This window comes from Glycomyces tritici, from assembly GCF_030403505.1.
Map to the genome: position 1 here is coordinate 600,369 of NZ_JAUEMJ010000001.1, position 23,298 is coordinate 623,666.

Sequence of the window (23,298 nt, forward strand, 5' to 3'; positions counted from 1 at the left end):
TTCGTGCAGGCGGCCGGCGTCCGCGGGTCAGTCGTCGGCGGCGTGGATGAGGGTGCCGAGCTGTTCGCCGATGATGGCGCGGCGGAGGTTGCCGTCGTCGTCGGCGCCGAAGACGAGCATCGGCAGTGCGTTGTCCTTGCAGAGGCTGAAGGCGGCCTGGTCGACGACCATGAGTTCGCGCTTGAGGGCCTCGTCGAAGGTGATGTCGTCGAGCCGCTGGGCGGCGGGGTCGGTGCGCGGGTCGGCGGTGTAGACGGCGTCGACGCCGTTCTTGCTGACGAGCACGACCTGGGCGCCGATCTCGAGGGCGCGCTGGGCGGCGACGGTGTCGGTGGAGAAGTAGGGCATCCCCGCGCCGGCGCCGAAGATGACGACGCGGCCCTTCTCGAGGTGGCGGATGGCGCGCAGCGGCAGGTAGGCCTCGGCGACCTGGGCCATGGCGATGGCGGTCTGGACGCGCGTGTCGACGCCTTCCTTCTCCAGGAAGTCCTGGAGGGCGAGGCAGTTCATGACGGTGCCGAGCATGCCCATGTAGTCGGCGCGGGCGCGGTCCATGCCGCGGCGCTGGAGTTCGGCCCCGCGGAAGAAGTTGCCGCCGCCGACGACGATGGCCACTTGGACGCCCGCGGCGACGCCGGCCGCGATCTGGCGTGCGACGGCTTGGACGACATCGGGGTCGACGCCGACGGCGCCGCCGCCGAAGGCCTCACCTGACAGTTTCAGCACGACCCGGCGGTACGTGTCTTGACTCATGGCACTCCCCTGCTCTGACGTGACCCTGGCGGCTGCGCTGCCGTTGACCGTACTGCCCGCGCCGGGCCGCGCTCGCTCCGGCCGCGGTGGCGGCCTCGCGTGCGGCGGCGCTCGAGGGCGCAGGCGCTTTCTCCGGGCATGGAACGGGGCGGCGGCCTGCGCCGCCGCCCCTTCCCGTGCTTACGGCTGGAGCCAGTGTAGTCCGCGTGTGCGGGCTGCTTGCTAGTCCAGGCCGACTTCGTAGCGGATGAAGCCGGTGACCTCGGTGCCCGCCTCGGCGAGCACCTGGGACACGGTCTTCTTGTTGTCGAGGACCGAGGTCTGCGAGAGCAGGGCGAAGTCACGGAAGTAGGCGTTGACCTTGCCTTCCACGATCTTGTCCCAGGCGCGCTCGGGCTTGCCCTCTTCCTTGGCGGTCTCGAGTGCGACGCGCTTCTCGGCCTCGATGATCTCGGCCGGGACCTCGTCGCTGGTGAGGTACTTCGGACGCATCGCGGCGGCCTGCATGCCGACCTGGCGGGCGGCTTCGGCGTCACCGGTGTACGAGACGATGATGCCGACTGCCGGCGGGAGGTCGGCGGCCTTGCGGTGCATGTAGACCGCGACGTCGCCTTCCAGCGAGCCGACGCGCCCGAGGGCGAGCTTCTCGCCGAGCTTCACCGACTCCTCGGCGATGACCTCGGCGACGGCCTTGCCGTTCAGCTCGGCCTTGGCGAAGGCCTCGGCGTCCGCGGGGCGGACCTCGTCGGCCAGCTCGACCAGCGTCTGGGCGAGCTCGATGAACGCGCCGTTCTTGGCGACGAAGTCGGTCTCGCACAGCAGCTCGAGCAGCGTGTTGCCGGACTGCGCGACCAGGCCCTGGGCCGTGGTGCGCTCGGCGCGCTTGCCGACGTCCTTGGCACCCTTGATGCGCAGGGCCTCAAGGGCGGCGTCGTAGTCGCCGTCAGCCGCTTCGAGGGCCTTCTTGACGTCCATCATCCCGGAGCCGGTGGCTTCCCGGAGCTTCTTGACGTCAGCCATCGTGAAGTTGGCCATTGCTCCCCTTCTTACTTCTCGTCTTCGACGGTCTTCTCGCCGGACGGCTCGACGACCTTCACGGACTCTTCGGTGTTCTCTGCGGCCTCGACGGCGGCTTCCGCGACCTCGGTCTCGGCGGCGTCGGTGGAGAGCAGTTCCTTCTCCCAGTCGGCGAGCGGCTCGCCCTCGCCCTTCGCGACCTGGCCGCCGGAGCGGGCCAGCAGGCCTTCGGCGACACCGTCGGCGATGACCTTGGTCAGCAGGGCGACGGAGCGGATCGCGTCGTCGTTGCCGGGGATCGGGAAGTCGACCTCGTCGGGGTCGCAGTTGGTGTCGAGGATCGCGACGATCGGGATGCCGAGCTTGCGGGCCTCGTCGACGGCGATGTGCTCTTTCTTGGTGTCGACGATCCAGATCGCGGCCGGGGTCTTCTCCATGTCGCGGAGGCCGCCGAGCGTGCGCTCGAGCTTGTCCTTCTCGCGCATCAGCTGGAGCATTTCCTTCTTGGTGCGGTTCGCCGCACCGTTGGCCTCGATGATCTCGAGTTCCTTGAGGCGCATGAGGCGCTTCTGGATCGTCTGGAAGTTGGTGAGCATGCCGCCGAGCCAGCGGTGGTTCACGAAGGGCATGCCGACGCGCAGGGCCTGCTCGGAGACGGCCTCCTGGGCCTGCTTCTTGGTGCCCACGAACAGGACCTCGCCGCCCTCGGCGACGACGTTCTTGACGAAGTCGTGGGCCTTGACCGCGAAGTCGACTGACTGGCGCAGGTCGATGATGTAGATGCCGTTGCGGTCGGTGAGGATGAACCGCTTCATCTTCGGGTTCCAGCGACGGGTCTGGTGACCGAAGTGCACGCCGCTCTCGAGGAGCTGACGCATAGTGACAACCGACACGGTTGTATTCCTTTCGTTCCCTGGTTCAATCGCGGGAGCCGCCCGAAGTCCGGGCGTCCCGCGCCTGGCACTCGCCTCCGGCGATCTGCAACCGGGAAGTCCCGGACCTGGGAGATCGCTAGGGCCGGACCGCATCCGTCGCAGTGCGCCCCTGCAGAGCGTGCGATGGAGGTCGGGCCGCGGCGAGCGCGCGAAGTCGGTTCAGGACACAAGGGCCCCGTACCGCTCCGATCAGTGTACTCAAACCCCCGTGCGCTCTACGAACGCGGTGGACGGCAGTGACAGACGCAATCGCCGCGCGCGCCACGACAGGCCCGCCGAAGCCCTCGAAGATCCCCATACCTCGTGAACCAGACGCCCAGGTCGCAACCCCTCCGAACAAAGTTATCCACAGGCAGAAAACTTTCTGTTGCCGAAACCGGGCACCCCGGTCAGCATTGAGTCATGCGACAACTACACACCGCAATGGCCATCAGCCTCATAACCGCATCGCTCCTCGCCGCCGCCGCGATCGCCGCCCCCACGATCGCCAGGGCCGAAGCACCCGCCCTCGAGCAGACCGCACCGCCACCCGACCCCGCCCACGGCCCCTGGCACTCCCCGGTCGGCACCCTCGACCTCCTTACCCGCTTCGACCCGCCACCCGAACCGTGGCTCGCGGGCCACCGCGGCGTCGACCTCGCAGCGGGAACCGACCTCCCCGTCACCGCCGCCGGCGCGGGCACCGTGGTCTTCGCCGATGAACTCGCCGGACGGGGCGTGGTCAGCATCGTCCACGACAACGGCCTCCGCACCACCTACGAACCGGTCGAACCCCTCGTCACCGCGGGCACCACGGTCACCGCGGGCCAGACGATCGGCCGCCTTCAACCCGACCATGCCTCCTGCCCCGGCCAGACCTGCCTCCACCTCGGCCTCAAACGCGGCCCGCTCTACCTCGACCCGATGCTCCTGTTCGGCGCAGGCAAGGTCCGCCTGCTCCCCCGCCCCGGCCGGACGGAGGCCCAGCCGTGAACCCGCCCGCCTCCACCGCCGCACCACCGGCCCCGCTCCGCACCCCACCGGCCCTGCCGAGCCCGGCCGTGAACCTCAAACGGCTCACCCCGCACCAACTCGGCCGCCTCGGCGAGCAACTCGCGGCCGCCCACCTCCAACGCGACCGTATGCAGATCCTCGCCCGCAACTGGCGCCACCGCCTCGGCGAACTCGATCTGATCGCCCGCTCCGCCGACACGGTCGTCTTCTGCGAGGTCAAGACCCGCCGATCCGACCGGTACGGCGGCCCGCTCGGCGCCGTCGACGGCGACAAGCTCGACCGGATCGAGAAACTCGCCCGCGCCTGGCTCAGGCAGCACTGCCGCACCGACCAGCCCTGGCGGATCGACCGCCTCGCGCTCACCGTCACCGGCCCGCGGAGACTCGCACTCGAACACCGCCAAGGGGACCGCCATGGGTTACGCGCGCACCAACACCGTCTGCATGATCGGCGCGACCGCCGTCGCGGTCACCGTCGAGGCCTCGGTGTTCAAGTCCTCCGCGAAGGGCACGGACACGGTCCGCATGTCGGGCCTGCCCGACAGCGTCGTGAACCAGGCGCAGACCCGCGTCCGCTCCGCGATGGCGAACTCCGCCCTGCGGTTCCCTGACAAATCCGTGACCGTCAACTTCGGCCCGGCCTCCCTTCCGACCACGGGCTCGGCGGCGGACCTCGCACTGGCGCTCACCATCATGTGCGCGGACGACACGCTGCCGACCGAGAAGCTGAACGACACGGTCCTGCTCTCGGAACTCGGCCTCGACGGCAGCCTCCGGGCCGTGCCGGGCACGCTCCCCGCGCTCATGGAGGCCCGGAAGTGCGGGATGCGCACCGCGATCGTCTCACCGGAGAACGCCGCAGAAGCCTCCCTCGTCGACGGTCTCGCGGTCTACGCCCCGCGCGATCTTGCGACGCTCGTGGCCTGGCTGTTCGGCCAGACCACGCTCGAACCGGTGATGCGAACGGCCCCGGATGCGCCACCGCCGCTGCCGGACCTCGCCGACGTGCGTGGCCAACCGGCCGCCCGCCGCGCCCTCGAGATCGCGGCGGCAGGAGGCCACCACATGCTGATGGTGGGTCCTCCGGGCGCGGGCAAGACGATGCTGGCCGAGCGGCTGCCGTCGATCCTTCCTCCGCTGACCGATGCCGAGGCCGTGGAGGTCACCTCGCTGCATTCCCTCCGGGGCCGCTTCTCCGGAGGCGCGGCAACACTGATGCGTCATGCCCCCTTCGAGGCGCCGCACCACTCGATCACCATGCAGGCCTTGATAGGAGGCGGCAGTGGTTTCGTGGGACCGGGCTCGCTGGCGCTCGCTCACCGGGGCGTGCTGTTCGTCGATGAAGCGCCGGAGTGGAAGCGGCCGGTCCTGGACTCGTTGCGCCAGCCCTTGGAAAGCGGTGAGGTGCGGATCAGGAGGGCGAACACCTCGATCTGCTATCCGGCCAAGGTCATCCTCGTGCTGGCGGCCAACCCGTGTCCATGTGCGCCGAACAAGCCGTACGACTGCATCTGCACGCCGCAGGTGAAGCGCGGCTATCTGCCGAGGATCTCGCGGCCGCTGATGGACCGGATCGACCTCCGGGTGGATCTCCCGGCGGTGCCGCCCTCGGCGATCCTGGCCGAGCTGTCGGAAGAAGCGGAACCGTCCGAGCAGGTGGCGAAACGGGTGGTCAGGGCCAGGGAGGCGGCCGCAGCGCGGTGGTCCGAGGGAGGTGAGGGGTGGCAGTGCAACAGCGAGGTCCCCGGGCCGGCGCTGCGGTCGCAGCGGTGGCGTCTGCCGCCACCGGTCAGGAAGAGCGTCGACGACCTGCTGATGAAGGAGCGGATCACCGCCCGAGGCTACGACCGAATCCTGAAGCTCGCTTGGACGATCGCCGACCTGAGAGACCACGACCGCCCGACGGCAGAGGACATCACCATGGCCGGCGGACTGCGCATCGGCTACACGCTCAGCTGACCCAAAACCCACGACCCACGACCCACGACCCACGACCCACGACCCACGACCCACGACCCACGACCCACGACCCACGACGACCGATACCGCTGCCCGACTTCCCCAACGACATCGACACACCCGATACCCGATACCCGAGGAGGCATCGTGACGAATCTGCCCGACGACCCTCGCCTCGCCCTCATGCTCTTGTCCTCGATGGTCGAGCCGGGCGATGCGGATCTGGACGACCTCCTAGGCGAGATAGGCCCGATCGAGGCGGTCAAGCGCCTCTGGGAGGGTGAGGTTCCCGAACGGCTGCAGCGCATCACGAGCGCGATCATCTCGTGCACCCACGATCCGGCGGCCAGAGCCGCCGACATCGCGGCCGCCACGAAGGAGTCCGGCGCTCGCGTCCTGATACCGGGCGATCCCGACTGGCCCGAGCAGCTCCGCGATCTGATGCTCGTCTGCGATGCGGACGAACCGCATGTGCGGCCCCCGCGCTGTCTCTGGGTGCGGGGCGAGCAGGATCTGGCCGACTTGTGCCGGCGCTCAGTGGCCATCGTGGGCTCGAGGGCCGCGACCGAGTACGGCCAGCATCTCGCAGACGACCTGGCGGCCGAGCTCACCGAAGCGGGCTGGACCATCGTCTCCGGAGGCGCCTTCGGCATCGACAGGGCGGCGCATCTCGGCGCCCTGGCACGAGGCGGGTCAACGGTTTCAGTCCTCGCCTGCGGCGTCGAGCTGCCCTACCCGAAGGGCAACCACTCGATGTTCAACTTGATCGCCGAACGAGGGCTGATCATCAGCGAATGGCCACCGGGGACCACGGTCATGAAGCACCGCTTCCTCACCCGGAACCGCGTCATTGCGGCCCTGACCGCCGGCACGGTGGTCATCGAAGCCGCGCACCGCTCCGGTGCACGGAACACGGCCCGGTACGCGGCCGAACTCGGACGCGTCCTGATGTTCACTCCGGGCCCGGTGACCTCGTCGATGTCGGCAGGCGCCCACCAACTGGCAAGGGAACCATGGGAAGCGCGGCTGGTGACCCGCGCTGAGGAGGTCATCGAGGACCTGACCGGCATCAGCGGGCCGCTGGCGACTCCGCCTCCGCCCCAGCGCCGCCCCTTCGACCGCTTGACGGAGATCGAGGCCCGGCTGGTCGAGTCCCTGCCGCGGGGCTACGTGGTCGAAACGCCCCGCCTGGCGGCAGCCGCCGGAGTCCCCGCGGAGATTGCAGCGGAGACGCTCGATCGTCTCCTCCAGACCGGCTGGGTCGACCGCATCGACAACCGCTGGCGCCTCGCGAGAGGAGGCCAGTCCTGACAGCGAACCGAGCCCGTGCCCCTCCGCACATCGGCACTCATACCGGCACCGGCACCGGCACCGGCACCGGCTGGACCGAAAGCCCAAAGCTGCAATACGAAAGGAGACCGCACACGCCCCACCTCCACGCGCCGCCAGCGCGCGACACGGCAACACGACCAGTCCATTAATGCGGTGCGCACCGCATCCGAAAACTAGGGGTGGGTGGGGTGGGGGCGGGGGGGAGGGGCCCCCAAGGGTGAGGGCAGATCGGCCAGGCCTCCGCTGGCGGAGCCACGCCGAGGAACCGCGCCAAAGCCGCACGGCCCGGCGAAGACCGCGATGCGGTCAGCAGAGGGCGCGGTGGGTGTCGTTCGGGTAGTCGACCACGACCATGCGCGGGTTCTCGAGCTCGGCGAGCGGGGCCCAGCATTCGTAGACGCCGCGTTCGACGCAGGTCGCGTCAGTGGCCATGATCGATTCGAGGTCGGGCTGGCTCAGCCGCACGCGCACCCAGTCCTCGTTGCGGCCGAGCGCGAGCACGTCGATGTCGCGCCAGCGCGCCCGAGTGTGGAACCGCTGCGGGCGGGTCACCGGGCTGCGGCTCGTGGCGCCGCGGGCGAAGACGCTGAACCCGTGGCCCGGGTCGGCGGTCACCGGGACGCGTTCGCCCTCGTGGTCGCCCATGAGTCCGGCGTGGACGGAGGGGTTGGTACGGAAGAGCGCCCGTCCGGTCTCGAGGCCGGGGATGCGGTTGACGAGGTCGCGGTGGCGGGCGCCGGCCATGCGGTCCCAGACGTTGGTTTGCGGCTGGTACTGGAAGAGCGATATCTCCGTGCCGTCGGGCGTGTACGCGAGGATCTCGGCGCGCGCGGTCAGCGGCAGGTCGGCGAATCCGGCTGTCGCGAATTCGGGGATGAGGTGCGTGCCGCTGGGGAGGAAGCCGGTGCCGAGGATCATCGATCCGCGCCGTTCGCGGCCGGGGACGCCGACGAGTCCGGGGAAGTTGGCCGCTTCGGTGCTCTGGTAGTCGCAGGCGCAGATCGCCTTCCAGCGCAGGGCGAACGAGGTGTCGCGGGCGTCGTCGGGGTCGCCGCAGAGGACGACCCGGTCGTCGGGGGTGCGCAGGTGGGCGACGTCGAATTCGCGGAAGCACACGCCGCTGACGACGGGCGCCGACGTGAGTTGCCGGGCCACCTGGTGGCGGCTGAGCGGCTTGATCATGCGGGTGCCGACGGTGACGAACGCGGTGGCGCGCGCGGCGGAGACGAGCGCGCGTTCGGCGGGGCCGATGCGCGGGTTCTGGCTGTACCGGTGGACGGTGGCGGCGTCGGCGCCCGGCATGACCGGGATCGCCAGGGGGGCGACGCCGGCGAGGAGCAGTTCTCCTCCGGGGCTGGTCACCTCGGAGGCGTGCACGAATCGGTGGAAGGCGCCGCCGCCGGCGCGGAATCCGTCTTCGCGGGTGTCCGAATAGAGCTCGAATGCGGCACCGCCGGCGATCGCTCGCGCCCGGTATCGCCGTTCGTGCCAGACGATTTCAGTGGTGCCGGTCGGCGCGGCTGGTGGTGCCTGCATGACAGAGAGTGTAGGTAAACGGGTGAACATTTCGGTGAACCGAAGGTGAACACCCGTTTCCCTGTGCCCGCCTAGCTGGGCTCACACCGTTTCCGTGACCTTTTTGAGACCTCGTGGGGCGTCGGGGTTCTCGCCGCGCTCGATGGCGAGGTGGAGCGCGAGTTGTTGCAGCGGAAGGATATCGAGGAGTGCGGCGAAGCGCTCGTCGACCGCGGGGGTGGCGAGTCGGGCGGTCTGGCCGGGGACGTCGGCGGCGCCGACGACGACCACGTCTGCGCGCTGCTTGCCGAGTTGGGTGAGGACGTTCCACATTGCATGGCCGCCGGGACCGGAGCCGACGACGGCGAGGACGGGCACGCCGGGGTCGGTCATGGCGAGGGGCCCGTGGAGGAGGTCGGCGCCGGAGAACGCGAGCGAGGGGAGGTAGGAGGTCTCCATGAGCTTGAGCGCGGTCTCGCGGGCGGTGGGGTAGGCGTAGCCGCGGCCGGTGGTCACGAACCGGGAGGCGAAGCGGTAGCGGCCGGCGAGTTCGGCGGCGTCGGTGTCGGCGAGCACGCCCCGGGCGAGTTCGGGGAGTTTGCCGATCGCGGTGGCTTCGGCGGCGTCGAGGCGGCCGGTGCCGGTGCGGATGCCTTCGATGAGGAGCAGGAGGGTGAGCAGTTCGGCCGTGTAGGTCTTGGTGGCCGCGACGGCGCGCTCGTGCCCGGCGCGGACGTCGAGGTGGAGTTCGGCTTCGCCGGCGAGGCGGGAGTCGGGGTTGTTGGTGACGGCGAGGGTGAGGGCGCCGGAGGCGCGGGCGGCGGCGATGACCTGGGCGAGGTCGGGTGATCCGCCGGACTGGGAGACGGCGATCACGAGGGAGTCGGACCAGTCGGGCCGGGCGTCGTAGACGGTGACGACGGAGGGGCTGGCGAGGCTCGCGGGCAGGCCGAGGCGGATCTCCGTGAGATAGGCCGCGTAGAGGGCGGCGTGATCGGAGGTGCCCCGGGCGGTGAAGACCACCGAGCGCGGGCGCCGTTCGGCGATGACCGCGGCGATGCGGGCGATCTCGCCGGCGCCGTGGTCGAGCACGTCGGCGTAGACGCCGGGCTGCTCGCCGATGTCGGCGGCCATGCCTTTGCCGTGCTCTGCCGTGCTGGCGTTGTCGGTGGCGCCGACCTGGGGCTGGTTCACTTGACGCTCCTTGTGAAACGGTACCGCTAAAATATTAAACAAACCTTTATAATGAAGCGTAGTCGACCGTCACCACGCCCGTCCACCGCAGTCGGCCCATCCGCACTCCCGTGTCCGCACCTCCAACCCTGCTACGACTCGGGGCACTCGTCAATGAAGTGTGTCCACTGCCCTCCGTACACCCGCGCAGGTGCCGGTAAGGTTGACCCCTGAATTCCCGACCACCAAGGAGGAGCCGTGGCGAAAGCAGCCCGCAAGCGCAAGTCCCGTAAGAAGAAGGCCGCTAACCACGGGAAGCGCCCGAACAGCTAGCGCGTGGCGGGGCAGGCGGCCTAGGCCGCGACTGCCCCGCAGATCGCACTGGACACCCGGCGCAGAACGAGAATTGCCCACATGACCGAAGCGCCGCGCGAAGCGCGCGAGCAGCAACAGCCGAGCACCCGAGAGCGGATCCAGCAGACCGCGATCGCGCTCTTCAGCGAGCACGGCTACGAGCACACCTCTCTACGGGAGATCGCCGAGCAGCTCGGCGTCACCAAGGCCGCGCTGTACTACCACTTCAAGACCAAGGAAGACATCGCGGCGAGCTTCTTCGACTCCTACGCGGAGGATCTGGACCGCATCTGCGACTGGGGCGACACCCGGCCGCGGGAGCTCGACACCCGCACCGAGATGCTGCGCCGCTACGCGGAGGTCATCCGCGCGCACGTGCCGGTGCTGCGGTTCATGCAGAACAACCAGGCCGCGCTCACGCGCCTCGACCGCATGTCGGTCTTCAGGCTGCGTCAGCGGCGCCTGCACGCGCTGCTCGTCGAGTCGGACGCGCCGCTCATCCACCGCCTCCGGGCGTGGGACGCGATCACGACGCTCTACAGCAACTGGATCACCTATCCGCGCGGGGACGACTCCGAGGAGGACCTGCGCGAGGCGTCGCTGCAGATCTCGATCGGCATGATCCGCGCCAACGCCGCCGAGGAATCGCCTTCCTGAGCGCGTCCCCTGCGAGCGCGGTTCCCGGATGACCGCGATGCACGGGGCGACACGACCCCTGGAAAGCTCCCGGCGGGCGCACATCGCAGACGGCCGCGGTCGTCCAGGGCACGGTTGCGGTCGGCACGGTAGTAATGAAGATGGTCTCAATGCACGCAGTCGGGCCCGACTCGGTCGGGCCCGCACAGCGGTAGCGCGGGAGGCCGACCTCCGCAGCCCCTGCGGACGCGCCTGTTCGCGCTGAACCGCGGTTGCGGGCTAGCGGTCGCGCTCGGCGACTTCGCTGAAGATCTCGCTGACCTGCTCGATGGCGCTGAGCTTCTGGCGCAGGCGGGTCTTGACCTCGTCGGGCGCCTTCTCCTGGCTGCAGCAGCGGTGCACGATCGTGCGCACCTCCTGCTCGATGCCGTACTCCGAGAGGCAGGGCGAGCACTCCTCGAGGTGGTCGCGGATCACGCCGCGGCGGCGGTCGGAGCACTCTTCGTCGAGATAGAGGTAGACCTCTTCGAGGACCTCGCGACAGTCGAGTTTGGGCTTCTCCGGTTCGGCGCTCACTGCTGTCCCTCCCGTGCGGGCGAAAGGCCGCGGTCCGCGGCGTACGAGCTCAACAGCTGGCGCAGCTGCCGCCGGCCCCGGTGCAGCCGGGACATGACGGTGCCGATCGGGGTGCCCATGATGTCGGCGATCTCCTTGTAGGAGAAGCCTTCGACGTCCGCGAGGTAGACCGTGAGGCGGAAGTCCTCGCCGAGCTGCTGGAGGGCGTCCTTGACGTCCGAGTCCGGCAGGTGGTCGAGCGCTTCGGTCTCGGCCGAGCGCAGCCCGGAGGCGGAGTGCGACTCGGCGTCCGCGAGCTGCCAGTCCGTGATCTCGTCAGTGGGCGAGGTCAGCGGCTGGCGCTTCTTCTTGCGGTACGAGTTGATGTACGTGTTGGTGAGGATCCGGTACAGCCACGCCTTGAGGTTGGTGCCCTCGCGGAACTGGTGGAACTTCGAGTAGGCCTTGAGGAACGTCTCCTGCACCAGGTCCTCGGCGTCGGCCGGGTTGCGCGTCATGCGCAGCGCGGCACCGTAGAGCTGGTCGATCAGGGGCATCGCGTCGCGCTCGAACCGCTCGCGCCGCTCCTGGGTGTTCTCGCTGCCTGCCTCGGTCACCGTCTCCCTCTCGTAGCCGACCAGTTCCGAGCCTACGGCAGCGGTGCGGGCAGGGGCGGAGGAAATACCGGCGGTCGTGACGCCGCCGACCGGGGAGACGCCGTTCGGCGACGGGGACCAGTCGGGGCCGCTCAGGAGCGCGGCGAGGCGCTCGTCTTCGCGTCCACGGAGGGTGGTGGTCATGCGCTGGGCTCCTTCTCGACAGACTTCGTGGCCCGTGAGCCTTTCGCCGCAGCTCGCACGGCGCGTGGCCGGCGCTCCGAGGCGGGAGACTCGTCCCGAACAACAGCGTCCGGCGCGGCTTCATTCCGCCCTCGGCGAAACCACGCGAGTCGTATCCGCCACATCACCCGTGCGCGTCGAACGCGCCTCGATATTTTCGGATGAAACATACGAAATTCGTAATATCACCTGAAATAGGTACTTAATAGATGGAAATGGCAACTTTCGGTGCATGGGGTCGTTATCGTGTGTGGACCCGGAAGGGTCCTGATCGCGTCGGGAGACCGGCGCGTGAACTCCCAGTACCTGCCCCGGGCCGGCGAACATGACACCGTCGTCGGTCCGGGGAGGTCACCATCCCCCGAAGCGGCCCCGGACGGCGAAAAGCCGCGACCTTCGCTGGGCCAGCGGTCGCGGCTTTCGGTTCGGCGGGTGCGGCTAGGCGCCGACCGCCAAGGGGTTGATGTCCTTCCAGACTTCGATCATCGCGCGGCGCTCGCGGGGCGCGGTGGCCCCCCAGACGCCGTGGCGGTCGCGGGCCTCCAGCGCCCGGACCAGGCAGGGCGTGCGCACCGGGCAGGACGCGCACATGGCGAGCGCCTCGTCGATGGGCTCGCGGGGCTCGGGGTACATGACGTCGGGCTCGGCGTCGGCGCAGTTGCCCTGGCGGAGCCAGGCGTCGCCGCTCATCCGGTAGGCGCCTCTGATGATCTCGTTGCGGTATTCGGCGGCATCGAGCAGCCGGGGGTCTCTCCGGGCTCGGGCTACTTCATCGGGGCGGATTCGCCGCATTGCTGCCTCCCACTTTCCTTTGGATGCAGAGTCTTCCGCCGCCCGCCCTTCCGGTGTCGATCATCTCGACACGAGAAGCGATTCCCTTCGGCCGGCGACGGCTTGTACACGAAAGACCGACGACTTGGGGTACAGATACCTGGAGCCAATAGTGATTCAGTTCACAATCCTGGAATGGTCGTGGGGGCCTCCTCGGCGTCGACGGGGCGGACGAGTTCAGGGCCCTCGTTGTCGGCGCGGCCGACCGAGCGGCCCACCTTCCGGATCTCGAGGTCGTCCGGGAGCGAGGGGGCCGGGCCGGCGAGCAGCTCGCCCTCGTCGGCGTCCTCCTCCCCCAGCCAGGCGGCGTACCGCTCGGGGGGCAGGACGTACGGCATCCGGTCGTGGACCGTGGCCATCGCCTCGTCCACGGCCGGGCAGGTGAGGACCGTGAAGGTCATGAGGTCGACGTCCCCGCGACGCCAGGTGTCCCACAGGCCCGCGAAGACGACGCCGCCCGGGCGGGTGAAGAAGTAGGGCTGCTTGCCGCCGCCGGGGAGCTTGCGCCACTCGTACCAGCCGTCGGCCGGGACGAGCGCGCGCCGAGAGGCGAACGGCCGCTTGTACGCCCGCGAAGACGCGACGGTCTCTATGCGCGCGTTGAACATCCGGTTGCCCACACTCGGGTCGGAGGCCCACGGCGGCACGAGGCCCCAGCGGGCGAGTTCGACCACGCGCTCCTCGCGGGACTTCGAGCGGCGCACCACGGGGGCGAGGGTCGTGGGCGCGATGTTGTACCGAGGGTCCCAAGCACCGGCGATGAGGTCTTCGGCATCGAAGAGCGCGGCCATGCTGGGGCTCGACTTGCTGTTGGCGTACCTTCCGCACATGCCCACACGGTAGCGCCCGCCACCGACACTCCGGCTCCCCAATTCCGGGACGTTCGCCGCAGCGGCCCCGCCCGCGCCACCCCCGGTGCGCCGACCTTCGAGTCCGCAGCTCGCGGGCCTCTAGAATGGCGGCGTGAACGCAACCACCGCCCCGCAGAAGCGCCGCTGGGAGACTCCGTTCGCGGAGGCCGAGCTGGACGCGATCGTCCGCGTGCCCGGCTCGAAGTCGATGACGGCCCGCGCCCTCATCCTCGCCGCGCTCGCTTCCGGTCCCTCCACCATCCGGCGGCCGCTCATCGCCCGCGACTCCCTGCTCATGGCCGAGGGGCTGCGGTCCATCGGCGTCGCGGTGGACACGGGCGACGACGAGGTCTGGACCGTCGCACCTGCAGCGTTCAAGGGCGGCAGCGAGGTCGACTGCGGGCTCGCCGGGACCGTCATGCGGTTCCTGCCCCCCGTCGCAGCGCTCGCCGACGGCCCGGTCGCCTTCGACGGCGACCCGCACGCCCGCAAGCGCCCCAATGACGGCGTCATCAAGGCCCTCCGGGACCTCGGCGTGGGGATCGAGGACGGCGGGCGCCTCGCCCTGCCGTTCACCGTGAACGGCACCGGAACGGTCAAGGGCGGTGCGCTCGACATCGACGCCTCCAAGACCTCGCAGCTGGTGAGCGCGCTCCTCATGGCCGCACCCCGCTTCGAGCAGGGCCTCGACCTGCGCCACACCGGCGACAAGCCCGTCCCGAGCCGCCCCTACCTCGACATGGTCGTGCACATGCTCCGCCAGGCCGGGGCCGAGGTCGACGACTCCGAGCCCGATCGGTGGCGCGTCGCGCCCGGCGAGCTCCAGGGCCGCGAATGGGTCATCGAACCGGACCTGCAGAACGCCGCGCCGTTCCTCATCGCCGCCGCCGCCGTCGGCGGCCGGGTGACCATCGAGGGCTGGCCCACCGAGACCACCCAGGCCGGGGACAAGATCCGCGACCTCCTCGTCCGGCTCGGCTCCCGCGTGGAGTGGAGCCGCGGCGGCCTCACCGTCATCGGATCGCCCTCGGTGCCGCCGGTCGAACTGGACCTCGCCGACGCCGCCGAGCTCACCCCGACGCTCGCGGCGCTCTTCGGCGTCAACGAGGGCCCCTTCGAGATCCGCGGCGTCGCGCACATCCGCGGCCACGAGACCGACCGGGTCTCGGCGCTCGTCACCGAGCTGCGCAAGATCGGCGCGGACGTGGACGAGTTCGAAGACGGCTTCCGCATCAACAAGGGCGGGCACGACACCGGCACTTGGGAGACCTACGACGACCACCGCATGGCCCACGCCGGTGCCGTGGCCGGGCTGGTCGTCCCCGGGCTCGCGCTCTCCGACGTCAACTGCGTCTCCAAGACCTGGCCGGCCTTCGCCGAGGTCTGGGAGCAGTCGGTGCTCGGGCACGGGAACGCCGCATCGACCGAGGGGGCCGACGCCTAGTGCCGCAAGCGGGTTGGGACGCCGATGACGGCGCGGACGACGAAGAGTGGGACGAGGACGACATCAAAGTGCGGGCGACCCGCCGCTCCCGCCCGCGCACCAAGATCCGCCCCAAGCACGAGCACGCGCAGGAAGGGTTCGTCACCGCGGTCGACCGCGGCCGCTACACCTGCCTGATCGAGGGCAGGACCGTGACGGCCATGAAGGCCCGTGAACTCGGCAAGCAGTCCATCGTGGTCGGCGACCGGGCCGCGCTCGTCGGCGACCGCTCCGGCAACCCCGGCACCCTCGCCCGGATCGTCAGGATCGAACCGCGCCACGGGGAGCTGCGCCGCTCGGCCGACGACGAGAACGCCACCGAGCGCGTCGTCGTCGCCAACGTCGACCAGCTCGTGGTCGTCGCCAGCCTCATCGACCCGCCGCTGCGCTACGGGTTCGTCGACCGGTGCCTCGTCGCCGCCTACGACGCCGGGGTCGCGCCCGTGCTGTGCCTGACCAAGCACGACCTCGCCCCCGAACTGGTCGCCGAGGCCCGCGCCTACTACTCCCAGCTCGACCTGACGATCGTGACCACCGAACCGGACGCGCCGCTCGAGGAGCTCACGGCGCTCCTGCGCGACAAGGAGAACGTGTTCTTCGGGCACTCCGGCGTCGGCAAGTCCACGCTCGTCAACCGCCTCGTGCCCGGGGCCGGACGCGTCGTGGCCGAGGTCCGCTCGATCGGCAAGGGCTCCCACACCTCCACCAGCACCGTCTCCTTCCCGCTGCCCCAGGGAGGCTGGGTCATCGACACGCCCGGCGTGCGCTCGTTCGGACTCGCGCACGTCACCGCCGACTCGATCCTGAAGGCCTTCCCCGAACTCCTCGAGGTCGCCCAGGACTGCCCGCGCGGCTGCACCCACACGCCCGAGATCGGCGACTGCGCCCTCGACGCCGCGATCGGCCCCGACGACCCGCGCGCGGGCCGCCTCGCGTCGTTCCGGCGCGTGCTCGCCTCCCTCAACGAGGCCGACACCAAGAACTAGTTCACCTTTTCGTTGCCTCGCTGGTCGAGGGCACCTTCGAGGGCTCAGTAGGATGAGCCCATGCCCACCTCCAGCTACAACGACGATCTCGGCCTCGCACACCTGCTCGCGGACAGCGCCGCCCAGATCGGCAACAGCCGGTTCCGCTCCTCTGACCTGCGGGTCTCCTCGAAGCCGGACATGACCGAGGTCACCGACGCGGACACGACGATCGAGGAGGTGCTGCGCTCCACGCTCGGACGCGCCCGCCCCCGCGACGGGATCTTCGGCGAGGAGTACGGCGACAACCCCGGCGCCTCGGGCCGCAAATGGGTCATCGACCCGATCGACGCCACCCGCAACTACGTTCGCGGCGTGCCGATCTGGGCCACCCTCATCGCCCTGTTCGACCGGGGCGAGCCCGTCGTCGGCGTCGTCAGCGCCCCCGCGCTCGGCCGCCGCTGGTGGGCCATGAAGGGCGCGGGCGCGTTCGCCGGACGCGACCAGCGCGCGGGCAAGCGGATCCAGGTCTCGAAGGTCGGCACGCTCGCGGACGCGTCGGTGAGCATCTCCTCGATCACGGGCTGGGCCAAGCTCGACCGCCAGGGCGCGATGCTCGCGCTGCTCCACGAGGCGTGGCGCGAGCGCGGCTTCGGCGACTTCTACTCGTACTGCCTGCTCGCGGAGGGCGCCGTGGACATCGCGGCCGAGCCCGAAGTGGCCCTTTGGGATCTGGCGCCGCTGGCGCTGATCGTGGAGGAGGCGGGCGGGACGTTCACCGACCTGCGCGGCCGCGCCGGCCCCGATGGCGGCTCGGCACTGGCGACGAACGGGCTGCTGCACGCGGAGGCCCTGGAGCGCTTGAAGATCCGGGAGCCGTAAGGCGAGACGCGAGAGGGGGCGCGGCCGAAACGGCCGCGCCCCCTCTCGCGTCGTCTAGCGTTCGGCGAGGAACTTGAGCTGCTCGCCCTTTTGGAGGATGCCGCCGCCTTCGTGGCCGTTCCAGGGCCACACGGTGATCCGCTTCTCGCCCTGCCAGCGGTTGTACGCCGCGAACACGGTGGAGGGCGGGCAGACGTCGTCCATCAGGGCCACCGAGTAGAGCGCGGGGGCGGTGCCGCGCGCGGCGAAGTTGACGCCGTCGAAGTAGTCGAGGGTCGCGAAGGCCCGCTCCTCACTGAGGCGCTGGCCGGCGAGGAATTCGCCGATCTCCTTGTAGGGGAAGGAGTCGGTGATGGTGGTGGCGCGGCGGAAGTAGGTCAGGAAGGGGACGTCGATCATCGCGCCCGCGAGGTCATCGCGCAGGCCGCCGACGGCCTGCGCGATGCCGCCGCCCTGGCTGCCGCCGGCGACGACGATCCGGTCGGGGTCGATGCCGTCGAGGCCCTTCGCGACGTCGACCGCGCGGACGGCGTCGGTGAAGACGCGCCGGTAGTAGTAGTGCTCGGGGTCTTCGATGCCCTGGGTCATCCAGCCCTTGTTGGTGGGGCCGGTGGTGCCGTAGGGGTCGCCGGTGTCACCGGGCTGCCAGTGGCCGAAGCCCTGGCCGCGGGTGTCCATGACGAACTGGGCCCAGCCCGCGGCGGGGATCGTGGTGTGCGAGAGCGGCAGCGAGCGGCCGCCGGAGTAGCCGATGTACTCGACGACGCACGGGAGGGGGCCTTCGACGCCCTTGGGCTTCACGAGCCAGGCCTTGATGGGGTGGCCGCCGAAACCGGCGAAGGTCACGTCGAACACTTCCATGGTGACCAGGTCGGTCGCGAACGGCTCGAGCCGCACGTCGAGGTCGTGGGCGGCGGCGTCGGAGAGGGTGCTCTTCCAGAACTCGTCGAAGTCGGCCGGTTCGGGCACCTCGGGTCGGTAGTCGCGGAGCTGTTCAAGGGGAAGGTCGAAAAGAGCCATGGAGAGTTTGTAGCACGACCAAACGAACTTCTGCAATCGCAACCGCTTGCCCGGCTCGGTAGGGATTGCTCGAGCACCCCTGCCCCCTGGGACAACATCGTTCGCCACGCGCCAGACGGGGCAGAGGAATCACCGTAGGCCTCGTGCGTGTCTATTTTGTGCCAACCCCTTGCAAACGCTGTCCAATCGGGCTTACCGTGGCTTACGGCAATAGATTGACAATCATGAATATCTACACTCTTCGAAAGGCTCACGGACATGGAAAACGTCTTCGGCGGCAGGCACTCCCGCCGCACGCTCTTCACCGCCGCCGGCGCCGTCGCGATCGGCGCCGCCGCCGCACCGCTCCTCGGCGACCCGCACAGCGCCCAGGCGCAGACCGGCAGCCCCGTCGGCTGGGCCACCCAGAACGGGGGCACCAACGGCGGCTCGGGCGGCAGCACGACCACCGTCACCACGGCCTCGGCCTTCGCCTCCGCCGTCAGCGGCAACACCCGCAAGATCGTCCGCGTCAGCGGCACGATCGCCCTCTCCGGGATGGTCCGGGTCGGATCGAACACCACCATCATCGGCAACTCGGGGGCGACCCTCACCAGCGGCGGGCTCACGCTCCGCACCGTCACCAACGTCATCATCCAGAACATGCGGTTCCGGGGCTACTCGGACGACGGCATCAACGTCGAGGAGAGCTCGCGGAACATCTGGATCGACCACAACACCTTCGAGCCCGGCTACGACGGCGCCTGCGACATCAAGCGCCAGTCGGACTTCATCACCGTGTCGTGGAACCGGTTCGACGGCACCGACAAGACCTGCCTCCTCGGCCACAGCGACAGCCACACGGTCGACCGCGGCAAGCTGCGGGTCTCATACCACCACAACTACTTCAACGGCACCACCCAGCGCACCCCCCGGGTCCGCTTCGCCGAGCCCGTCCACGTCTACAACAACTACTACGGGAACATCCGGTCGTACTGCATCGCGACCACCATGGACGCCGGGGTCATCAACGAGGGCAACTACTTCGAGAACTGCAACCGGACCGTCGACATCGGGCAGGGCGACTCGGGCCCGGGCCGGATCGTCTCGCGCAACAACCACGTCGTCAACTCCCCCGCCCCCACGAGCCGCGGCTCGGTCGCGGGCGTGCCCTACAGCTTCCAGCTGGACACGCCCTCGCAGGTCAAGTCCATCGTCACCGGCGGCGCCGGCGCCCGCTGACCGAACCGGACCACCGGACGGCCGGGGCCTCGCGGAGGCCCCGGCCGCTTGCGCGGGCGACTCCACCTGGTCGAACCGGACCGCGGGGCGGTCGTCGAGGGCCCGCACGCACGCGAAAGGCCCGCCGGATCCCCAGACGGGCCTTCAGGTGACCGCGCAGCTGCGCGTGTCGGCGTGCGGCGAACCCCGGTCAGGCCCAGGGCAGGCCGAGCTCGGAGAAGAGCTTCCCCTGGCGGGCGGCGTCTTCGACGGCCTGGTCGGCTCCCTTGAGGATCGTGACGCCGTCGTCCGAGGTCTCGGTGCCGACGCGTTCGAGGTGCGCGGCGTCGACGAGGCGCGGGATCGGGTCGTTGAGGACGCGTTCGAGGACCCCGGTGAAGGTCTTCGCGCGGCGCAGGCCCGAGATGAGGCCGACGCCCTTATTGCGGTGCGCGAGCAGGTTGTCGAGGAGGTCGGTGCGGCCGTACTGCTTCGGCTCGGTCTCGCCGGGGAGGAGGAGCCGGTCGGTGGGGTACTCGAACCAGGCCTCGCCCTTGGTGCCGCGCACGTACACGTCGCCCTCGAGCTTGCGGTCGCCGCAGAGGGTGACGGCAACGGTGATCTGCACGCCGTTCTTGTTGGTGGCGCGCCAGACGGCGGTGTCGTCGACCTCGATGTTCTCGCGGGTGCGCAGGCGCTCGAGCTCGATCGGGCCGTCGAGCGGCCAGTCCCCCGCCAGCGCGATGGCCTCCTGGGAGGCGTGCGCGAAGGGGTTGGCGAGCGCGCCGTCGGCGATGAGGGTGCCGTTGGCCTCGCGCTTCCCGGCCCACGGGGAGCGGCGGTAGTACGAGTCGGGGCGGCGCCAGGATCCGGCGACGGCGACGGCCTCGACCTCGCCGAGGTCGCCGGCTTCGATGGCGTCGCGGAGGGCGTTGAACGCGTGGGAGCCGAGGGCCTGGAAGCCGACCTGGACGTTGCGTCCGGTCTCGGTCATGACCGCGTAGAGGTCGGCGTATTCGGCGAGGCTGGCGACGGGCGGCTTCTCGAGGAGGACGTCGGCGCCGTGGCGCATCGCGGCGCTCGCGATGGGCAGGTGGGTGGGGGGCGGGGTGGCGATGATGACGACGTCGGGGTCGGTGGCGTCGAGCATGGCGCGGTAGTCGTCGAAGACGGGGAGGTCGCCGACGGGGATGGCGTCGTCCTCGTAGATCTCGGCGGTGTCGCACAGGGCCACGAAGTCGAGTTCGCCGCTGCGGCGGCGCGGTTCGAGGTTGTGGCGGTGGTGCAGGCCGTATCCGTTGGCGCCCACGAGGGCGATGCGGGGCGTGCGGGTCTCGGTCACAAGTGCTCCAGGGTGGTGGCGACGCCGTGCCGGTCGAGTTCGCGCAGCCATTTGGCGGCGGCCCGGCGCAGCTGGTGGTTGTCGGCGACGGTTTCGGGGACGATCTGGTGGAGCCCGAGGATAGCGTCAATGCGGGCGGCGGGGTTGCCCCCGGCGGCGGTGAGGCTCTGGCGGATGACGTCCTTGAGCGGGTCGTCGAGCGGCAGTTCGGCGCCGTCGTCGCTGCGGCCGCCGCAGAAGCGGGTCCAGGCGGCGAGCGGGAGCGCGATGAGGTCGAGGTCCACGTGGGCTTCGGCGAGGTCGTGGATGGTCGCGAAGAGCCGCTGCGGGAGTTTCTGGGAGCCGTCCATGGCGATCTGGAGGCACCGGTGCCGGATGCCGGGGTTGTGGAAGCGTTCGAGGACGCCTTCGCCGTAGGCGACGGTGTCCTTTCCGTCGGGCGGCGTGAAGCTGGGGGCGATCTGCTCGGCGATGAGCCAGCGCGCGTACTCCTCGGCGCCGGGGAGGGCGAGCGTCTCGCTGATCGTCTCGATGTCGGCGAGCGCGCCGAGGTAGGCGAGCGTGGAGTGGACGCCGTTGAGGGTGCGCAGTTTCAGGCGCTCCCAGCCGGCGACGTCGTGGGTGTAGGTGGCGTCCCACCCGGGGCGGGGCCCGGCGAAGTCGTCTTCGATGACCCACTGGGTGAACGGCTCGGCTTCGACGGCGGCGAGGTCGGTGACGCCGAGTTCCCCAAGGGCGCGTTCGTAGGTGGCCTGTGTGGAGGCGGGGACGATGCGGTCGACCATGCTCGAGGGGAACGTGACGTGCTCCTCGGCCCAGGCGCGGGTGACCGGATCGAGGAGGGGTTCGACCGAGGCCCGGGTCGACTTGCCGTTGTCGGGCAGGTTGTCGCAGCACAGGATGGTGAGGGGCGGTCCGCCTCGGGCGGCGCGCCGGGCGAGTCCGGCGGCGAGGAGGCCCGGGACGCCGGCGGGGTCGCGGTAGGCCTTCTCGGTGACGGTGAGGGTCACGACGTGGGTGGTCTCGGCGGCGACGAGGTCGACGGCGCGTTCGTGCTCGGAGGCGATGTGGACGGTGTCCGCGATCGCGCCGACGACCCTCATGGAGGCCCCGTCGGGGCCGAGGGTGGCGACGGAGAAGAGGCCGTCCTGGTCGGCGAGGGCGTCGATGACCTCGCGCGAGCGGGGTGCGGCGACGGTGATGCCCCAGTCGGTGTCGTCGGTGTAGACGGCCTGGTGGGCGCGGTGGAACGCGCCCGCGCCGAGGTGGAGGACGCCGGTGGTCTGCGGGCGCTCCCCGGGGACCTGCACGTCCCCGGGGAGCCGTTTCAGGACCGAGTTGGTCAGACGCTCCATGCCGGCCCGTTCGGGAACGAGAATTCGGCGATGGAGGCGTCCTTGAGCGTCACGGAGTACCCGGGCTGGGTGGGCAGCCGGTAGCGGCCGTCCACCACGGTGACCGGGTCGGTGTAGTGCTCGTGCAGGTGGTCGACGTACTCGATCATGCGGCCCTCCAGGGTCTTCCCCACTCGAAGGTATTCGAACATGCCGAGGTGCTGCACGTATTCGCAAAGGCCCACGCCGCCCGAGTGCGGGCAGACGTCGACGCCGTGCTTGGCGGCCATGAGGAGGGTGGCGAGGACTTCGGGGATGCCGCCGACGCGGCAGGCGTCGATCTGGCAGACCTTGATGGCCTCGGCCTGGAGGAGCTGCTTGAAGATGACGCGGTTGGCGGCGACCTCGCCGGTGGCGACGCGGATCGGGGCGACGGCCTTGGCGATCCGGGCGTGGCCGAGGATGTCGTCGGGGTGCGTGGGCTCCTCGATCCAGTACGGGTCGAAGGCCGCGAGGTGCTTCATGTTCTCGATGGCCTCGGGCACGGACCAGATCTGGTTGGCGTCCATCATGAGCAGGCGGTCGGGGCCGAGGACGTCGCGGATGATGCCGGCGCGGCGCACGTCGTCGGCGACGTCGGGCGAGCCGACCTTCATCTTCGCGGCGGTCCAGCCTTCGGCGACGGCCTGCTCGGTGAGGGCGCGGACCTTGTCGTCGGAGTAGCCGAGCCAGCCCACCGAAGTGGTGTACGCGGGGAAGCCGTCGTTCTGGAGGACTTTGAGGCGGTCCTCGTAGCCGATGCGGCCCTCGTCGAGGATCGCTTCGGCTTCGGCGGGCGTGAGCTCGTCCTCGATGTGCCGGTAGTCGATCTGGGCGGCCAGTTCGGCGGAGTCCATCTCGGCGAGGAGCTGCCACATGGGCTTGCCTTCGAGCTTGGCGCGCAGGTCCCAGACGGCGTTGACGATGGCGCCCACGGCCATGTGGGTGGCGCCCTTCTCGGGGCCGAGCCAGCGGATCTGCGGTTCCTGGATGATCGAGCGGGAGAACTCGACCGGGTTCGCGAAGATCTCCTCGATGGTCTTGCCCACGACGAGGTGCTTGAAGGCCTGGACGGCGGAGGCGACGATCTCGGTGCCGCGTCCGCCGGTGAAGGTGAAGCCGGTGCCGGTGGGGCCGCCGTCGGTGAACAGCTCGACATAGCAGGCCGAGTAGTCGGCGCGGTTGATCGAGTCGGAGCCGTCGCCGGCGGTCGCGGTCGGGAACCGCACGTCGTGGACTTCGAGTCGTTCGATCCTCGTCCTCGGCGACGCTTGCGAGCCGTGCATTTGC

Annotated in this window: 22 protein-coding genes and 1 pseudogene; 10 read left to right on the forward strand and 13 right to left on the reverse strand. The window is 70.1% G+C overall.

The window, feature by feature from the left end; all coding sequences use genetic code 11:
- Positions 1-27 precede the first annotated feature (27 nt).
- The 3 genes from pyrH to rpsB form a co-directional block, all read right to left on the reverse strand.
- Entirely contained in the window at positions 28-753 is a 726-nt protein-coding gene (gene pyrH, locus QWI33_RS02770; protein ID WP_289954635.1) for a UMP kinase, read from the reverse strand.
- 222 nt (positions 754-975) lie between these two features.
- The gene (gene tsf / locus QWI33_RS02775) at positions 976-1,788 is read right to left on the reverse strand and encodes a translation elongation factor Ts (protein WP_289954636.1); all 813 of its coding nucleotides are present in this window, start codon (positions 1,786-1,788) and stop codon (positions 976-978) included.
- Positions 1,789-1,799: 11 nt separating this feature from the next.
- Positions 1,800-2,663, reverse strand: coding sequence for a 30S ribosomal protein S2 (gene rpsB, locus QWI33_RS02780; RefSeq protein ID WP_289954637.1), 864 nt, complete (start codon positions 2,661-2,663; stop codon positions 1,800-1,802).
- Positions 2,664-3,107: 444 nt separating this feature from the next.
- On the opposite strand from rpsB, the gene QWI33_RS02785 reads away from it, so the two are divergent.
- From QWI33_RS02785 to dprA, 4 genes and pseudogenes are all read left to right on the forward strand, one after another.
- A complete protein-coding gene (locus QWI33_RS02785) occupies positions 3,108-3,677 on the forward strand; it encodes a M23 family metallopeptidase (protein WP_289954638.1) in 570 nt (189 codons plus the stop codon).
- 68 nt (positions 3,678-3,745) lie between these two features.
- A pseudogene (locus tag QWI33_RS02790) lies at positions 3,746-4,093 on the forward strand (YraN family protein); the annotation flags it as partial.
- 19 nt (positions 4,094-4,112) lie between these two features.
- Entirely contained in the window at positions 4,113-5,657 is a 1,545-nt protein-coding gene (locus QWI33_RS02795; RefSeq protein ID WP_353895342.1) for a YifB family Mg chelatase-like AAA ATPase, read from the forward strand.
- A gap of 147 nt (positions 5,658-5,804) precedes the next feature.
- The gene (gene dprA, locus QWI33_RS02800) at positions 5,805-6,968 is read left to right on the forward strand and encodes a DNA-processing protein DprA (RefSeq protein WP_289954640.1); all 1,164 of its coding nucleotides are present in this window, start codon (positions 5,805-5,807) and stop codon (positions 6,966-6,968) included.
- A gap of 327 nt (positions 6,969-7,295) precedes the next feature.
- On the opposite strand, the gene QWI33_RS02805 is transcribed toward dprA, so the two are convergent.
- Both QWI33_RS02805 and QWI33_RS02810 read right to left on the reverse strand, forming a co-directional pair.
- Positions 7,296-8,525, reverse strand: coding sequence for a hypothetical protein (locus QWI33_RS02805; protein WP_289954642.1), 1,230 nt, complete (start codon positions 8,523-8,525; stop codon positions 7,296-7,298).
- 81 nt (positions 8,526-8,606) lie between these two features.
- A complete protein-coding gene (locus QWI33_RS02810) occupies positions 8,607-9,638 on the reverse strand; it encodes an SIS domain-containing protein (RefSeq protein WP_353895383.1) in 1,032 nt (343 codons plus the stop codon).
- Between the two features lie 297 nt (positions 9,639-9,935).
- On the opposite strand from QWI33_RS02810, the gene QWI33_RS29560 reads away from it, so the two are divergent.
- Together QWI33_RS29560 and QWI33_RS02815 are read left to right on the forward strand one after the other, a co-directional pair.
- Positions 9,936-10,010: a 50S ribosomal protein bL37 gene (locus QWI33_RS29560; protein ID WP_374209694.1), complete on the forward strand. Its 75-nt coding sequence runs from the start codon at positions 9,936-9,938 to the stop codon at positions 10,008-10,010.
- Positions 10,011-10,091: 81 nt separating this feature from the next.
- A complete protein-coding gene (locus QWI33_RS02815; protein ID WP_289954645.1) occupies positions 10,092-10,688 on the forward strand; it encodes a TetR/AcrR family transcriptional regulator in 597 nt (198 codons plus the stop codon).
- 258 nt (positions 10,689-10,946) lie between these two features.
- Here QWI33_RS02815 and rsrA read toward each other — a convergent pair whose 3' ends face one another.
- The 4 genes from rsrA to QWI33_RS02835 form a co-directional block, all read right to left on the reverse strand.
- Positions 10,947-11,243 carry a mycothiol system anti-sigma-R factor gene (gene rsrA, locus QWI33_RS02820; RefSeq protein WP_289954647.1) on the reverse strand — a complete coding sequence of 99 codons (297 nt, stop codon included), beginning with the start codon at positions 11,241-11,243 and terminating at the stop codon, positions 10,947-10,949.
- Positions 11,240-12,022 carry a sigma-70 family RNA polymerase sigma factor gene (locus QWI33_RS02825; RefSeq protein ID WP_289954649.1) on the reverse strand — a complete coding sequence of 261 codons (783 nt, stop codon included), beginning with the start codon at positions 12,020-12,022 and terminating at the stop codon, positions 11,240-11,242. The genes rsrA and QWI33_RS02825 overlap by 4 nt, the downstream gene beginning before the upstream one ends.
- Positions 12,023-12,499: 477 nt before the next feature.
- Positions 12,500-12,853, reverse strand: coding sequence for a WhiB family transcriptional regulator (locus QWI33_RS02830; RefSeq protein WP_205327957.1), 354 nt, complete (start codon positions 12,851-12,853; stop codon positions 12,500-12,502).
- Positions 12,854-13,014: 161 nt separating this feature from the next.
- Positions 13,015-13,722, reverse strand: a complete 708-nt coding sequence (locus QWI33_RS02835; protein ID WP_289954655.1) for an SOS response-associated peptidase — start codon at positions 13,720-13,722, stop codon at positions 13,015-13,017.
- Positions 13,723-13,855: 133 nt separating this feature from the next.
- Between QWI33_RS02835 and aroA the strand changes: the two genes are divergently transcribed.
- From aroA to hisN, 3 genes are read left to right on the forward strand one after another with little or no spacing between them, the layout of a single operon-like run.
- On the forward strand, positions 13,856-15,187 hold the full coding sequence (gene aroA, locus QWI33_RS02840) for a 3-phosphoshikimate 1-carboxyvinyltransferase (RefSeq protein WP_289954656.1): 1,332 nt from the start codon (positions 13,856-13,858) through the stop codon (positions 15,185-15,187).
- Positions 15,187-16,212 carry a ribosome small subunit-dependent GTPase A gene (rsgA, locus tag QWI33_RS02845; RefSeq protein ID WP_289954658.1) on the forward strand — a complete coding sequence of 342 codons (1,026 nt, stop codon included), beginning with the start codon at positions 15,187-15,189 and terminating at the stop codon, positions 16,210-16,212. Before aroA ends, rsgA begins: the two co-directional genes overlap by 1 nt.
- 60 nt (positions 16,213-16,272) lie before the next feature.
- Positions 16,273-17,073 (forward strand): histidinol-phosphatase, encoded by an 801-nt coding sequence (gene hisN, locus QWI33_RS02850; protein ID WP_289954660.1) that lies wholly within the window; start codon positions 16,273-16,275, stop codon positions 17,071-17,073.
- A gap of 54 nt (positions 17,074-17,127) precedes the next feature.
- Here hisN and QWI33_RS02855 read toward each other — a convergent pair whose 3' ends face one another.
- Positions 17,128-18,093, reverse strand: a complete 966-nt coding sequence (locus QWI33_RS02855) for an acetylxylan esterase (RefSeq protein WP_289954662.1) — start codon at positions 18,091-18,093, stop codon at positions 17,128-17,130.
- Between the two features lie 258 nt (positions 18,094-18,351).
- On the opposite strand from QWI33_RS02855, the gene QWI33_RS02860 reads away from it, so the two are divergent.
- A complete protein-coding gene (locus QWI33_RS02860; RefSeq protein ID WP_289954664.1) occupies positions 18,352-19,314 on the forward strand; it encodes a pectate lyase family protein in 963 nt (320 codons plus the stop codon).
- A gap of 190 nt (positions 19,315-19,504) precedes the next feature.
- Here the strand turns inward: QWI33_RS02860 and QWI33_RS02865 are convergent, their stop codons facing one another.
- Genes QWI33_RS02865 through QWI33_RS02875 form a run of 3 tightly spaced genes read right to left on the reverse strand, consistent with a single transcriptional unit; the run spans position 19,505 to position 23,294 of the window.
- Positions 19,505-20,635, reverse strand: a complete 1,131-nt coding sequence (locus QWI33_RS02865) for a Gfo/Idh/MocA family protein (protein WP_289954665.1) — start codon at positions 20,633-20,635, stop codon at positions 19,505-19,507.
- Positions 20,632-21,990, reverse strand: coding sequence for a mannitol dehydrogenase family protein (locus QWI33_RS02870; protein ID WP_289954667.1), 1,359 nt, complete (start codon positions 21,988-21,990; stop codon positions 20,632-20,634). The genes QWI33_RS02865 and QWI33_RS02870 overlap by 4 nt, the downstream gene beginning before the upstream one ends.
- Positions 21,978-23,294, reverse strand: coding sequence for an enolase C-terminal domain-like protein (locus QWI33_RS02875; protein ID WP_353895385.1), 1,317 nt, complete (start codon positions 23,292-23,294; stop codon positions 21,978-21,980). The genes QWI33_RS02870 and QWI33_RS02875 overlap by 13 nt, the downstream gene beginning before the upstream one ends.
- Between the last annotated feature and the right edge of the window lie 4 nt (positions 23,295-23,298).

Bases quoted from the DNA above. Each gene is read 5' to 3' on its own strand.
- QWI33_RS02805 (WP_289954642.1), bottom strand. From the start codon at position 8,525: ATGCAGGCACCACCAGCCGCGCCGACCGGCACCACTGAAATCGTCTGG.
- QWI33_RS02815 (WP_289954645.1), top strand. From the start codon at position 10,092: ATGACCGAAGCGCCGCGCGAAGCGCGCGAGCAGCAACAGCCGAGCACC.
- QWI33_RS02785 (WP_289954638.1), top strand. From the start codon at position 3,108: ATGCGACAACTACACACCGCAATGGCCATCAGCCTCATAACCGCATCG.
- hisN (WP_289954660.1), top strand. From the start codon at position 16,273: ATGCCCACCTCCAGCTACAACGACGATCTCGGCCTCGCACACCTGCTC.
- pyrH (WP_289954635.1), bottom strand. From the start codon at position 753: ATGAGTCAAGACACGTACCGCCGGGTCGTGCTGAAACTGTCAGGTGAG.
- QWI33_RS02795 (WP_353895342.1), top strand. From the start codon at position 4,113: ATGGGTTACGCGCGCACCAACACCGTCTGCATGATCGGCGCGACCGCC.
- QWI33_RS02870 (WP_289954667.1), bottom strand. From the start codon at position 21,990: ATGGAGCGTCTGACCAACTCGGTCCTGAAACGGCTCCCCGGGGACGTG.
- QWI33_RS02835 (WP_289954655.1), bottom strand. From the start codon at position 13,722: ATGTGCGGAAGGTACGCCAACAGCAAGTCGAGCCCCAGCATGGCCGCG.
- QWI33_RS02830 (WP_205327957.1), bottom strand. From the start codon at position 12,853: ATGCGGCGAATCCGCCCCGATGAAGTAGCCCGAGCCCGGAGAGACCCC.
- QWI33_RS02810 (WP_353895383.1), bottom strand. From the start codon at position 9,638: ATGGCCGCCGACATCGGCGAGCAGCCCGGCGTCTACGCCGACGTGCTC.
- tsf (WP_289954636.1), bottom strand. From the start codon at position 1,788: ATGGCCAACTTCACGATGGCTGACGTCAAGAAGCTCCGGGAAGCCACC.
- QWI33_RS02875 (WP_353895385.1), bottom strand. From the start codon at position 23,294: ATGCACGGCTCGCAAGCGTCGCCGAGGACGAGGATCGAACGACTCGAA.
- QWI33_RS02855 (WP_289954662.1), bottom strand. From the start codon at position 18,093: ATGGCTCTTTTCGACCTTCCCCTTGAACAGCTCCGCGACTACCGACCC.
- QWI33_RS02825 (WP_289954649.1), bottom strand. From the start codon at position 12,022: ATGACCACCACCCTCCGTGGACGCGAAGACGAGCGCCTCGCCGCGCTC.
- QWI33_RS02860 (WP_289954664.1), top strand. From the start codon at position 18,352: ATGGAAAACGTCTTCGGCGGCAGGCACTCCCGCCGCACGCTCTTCACC.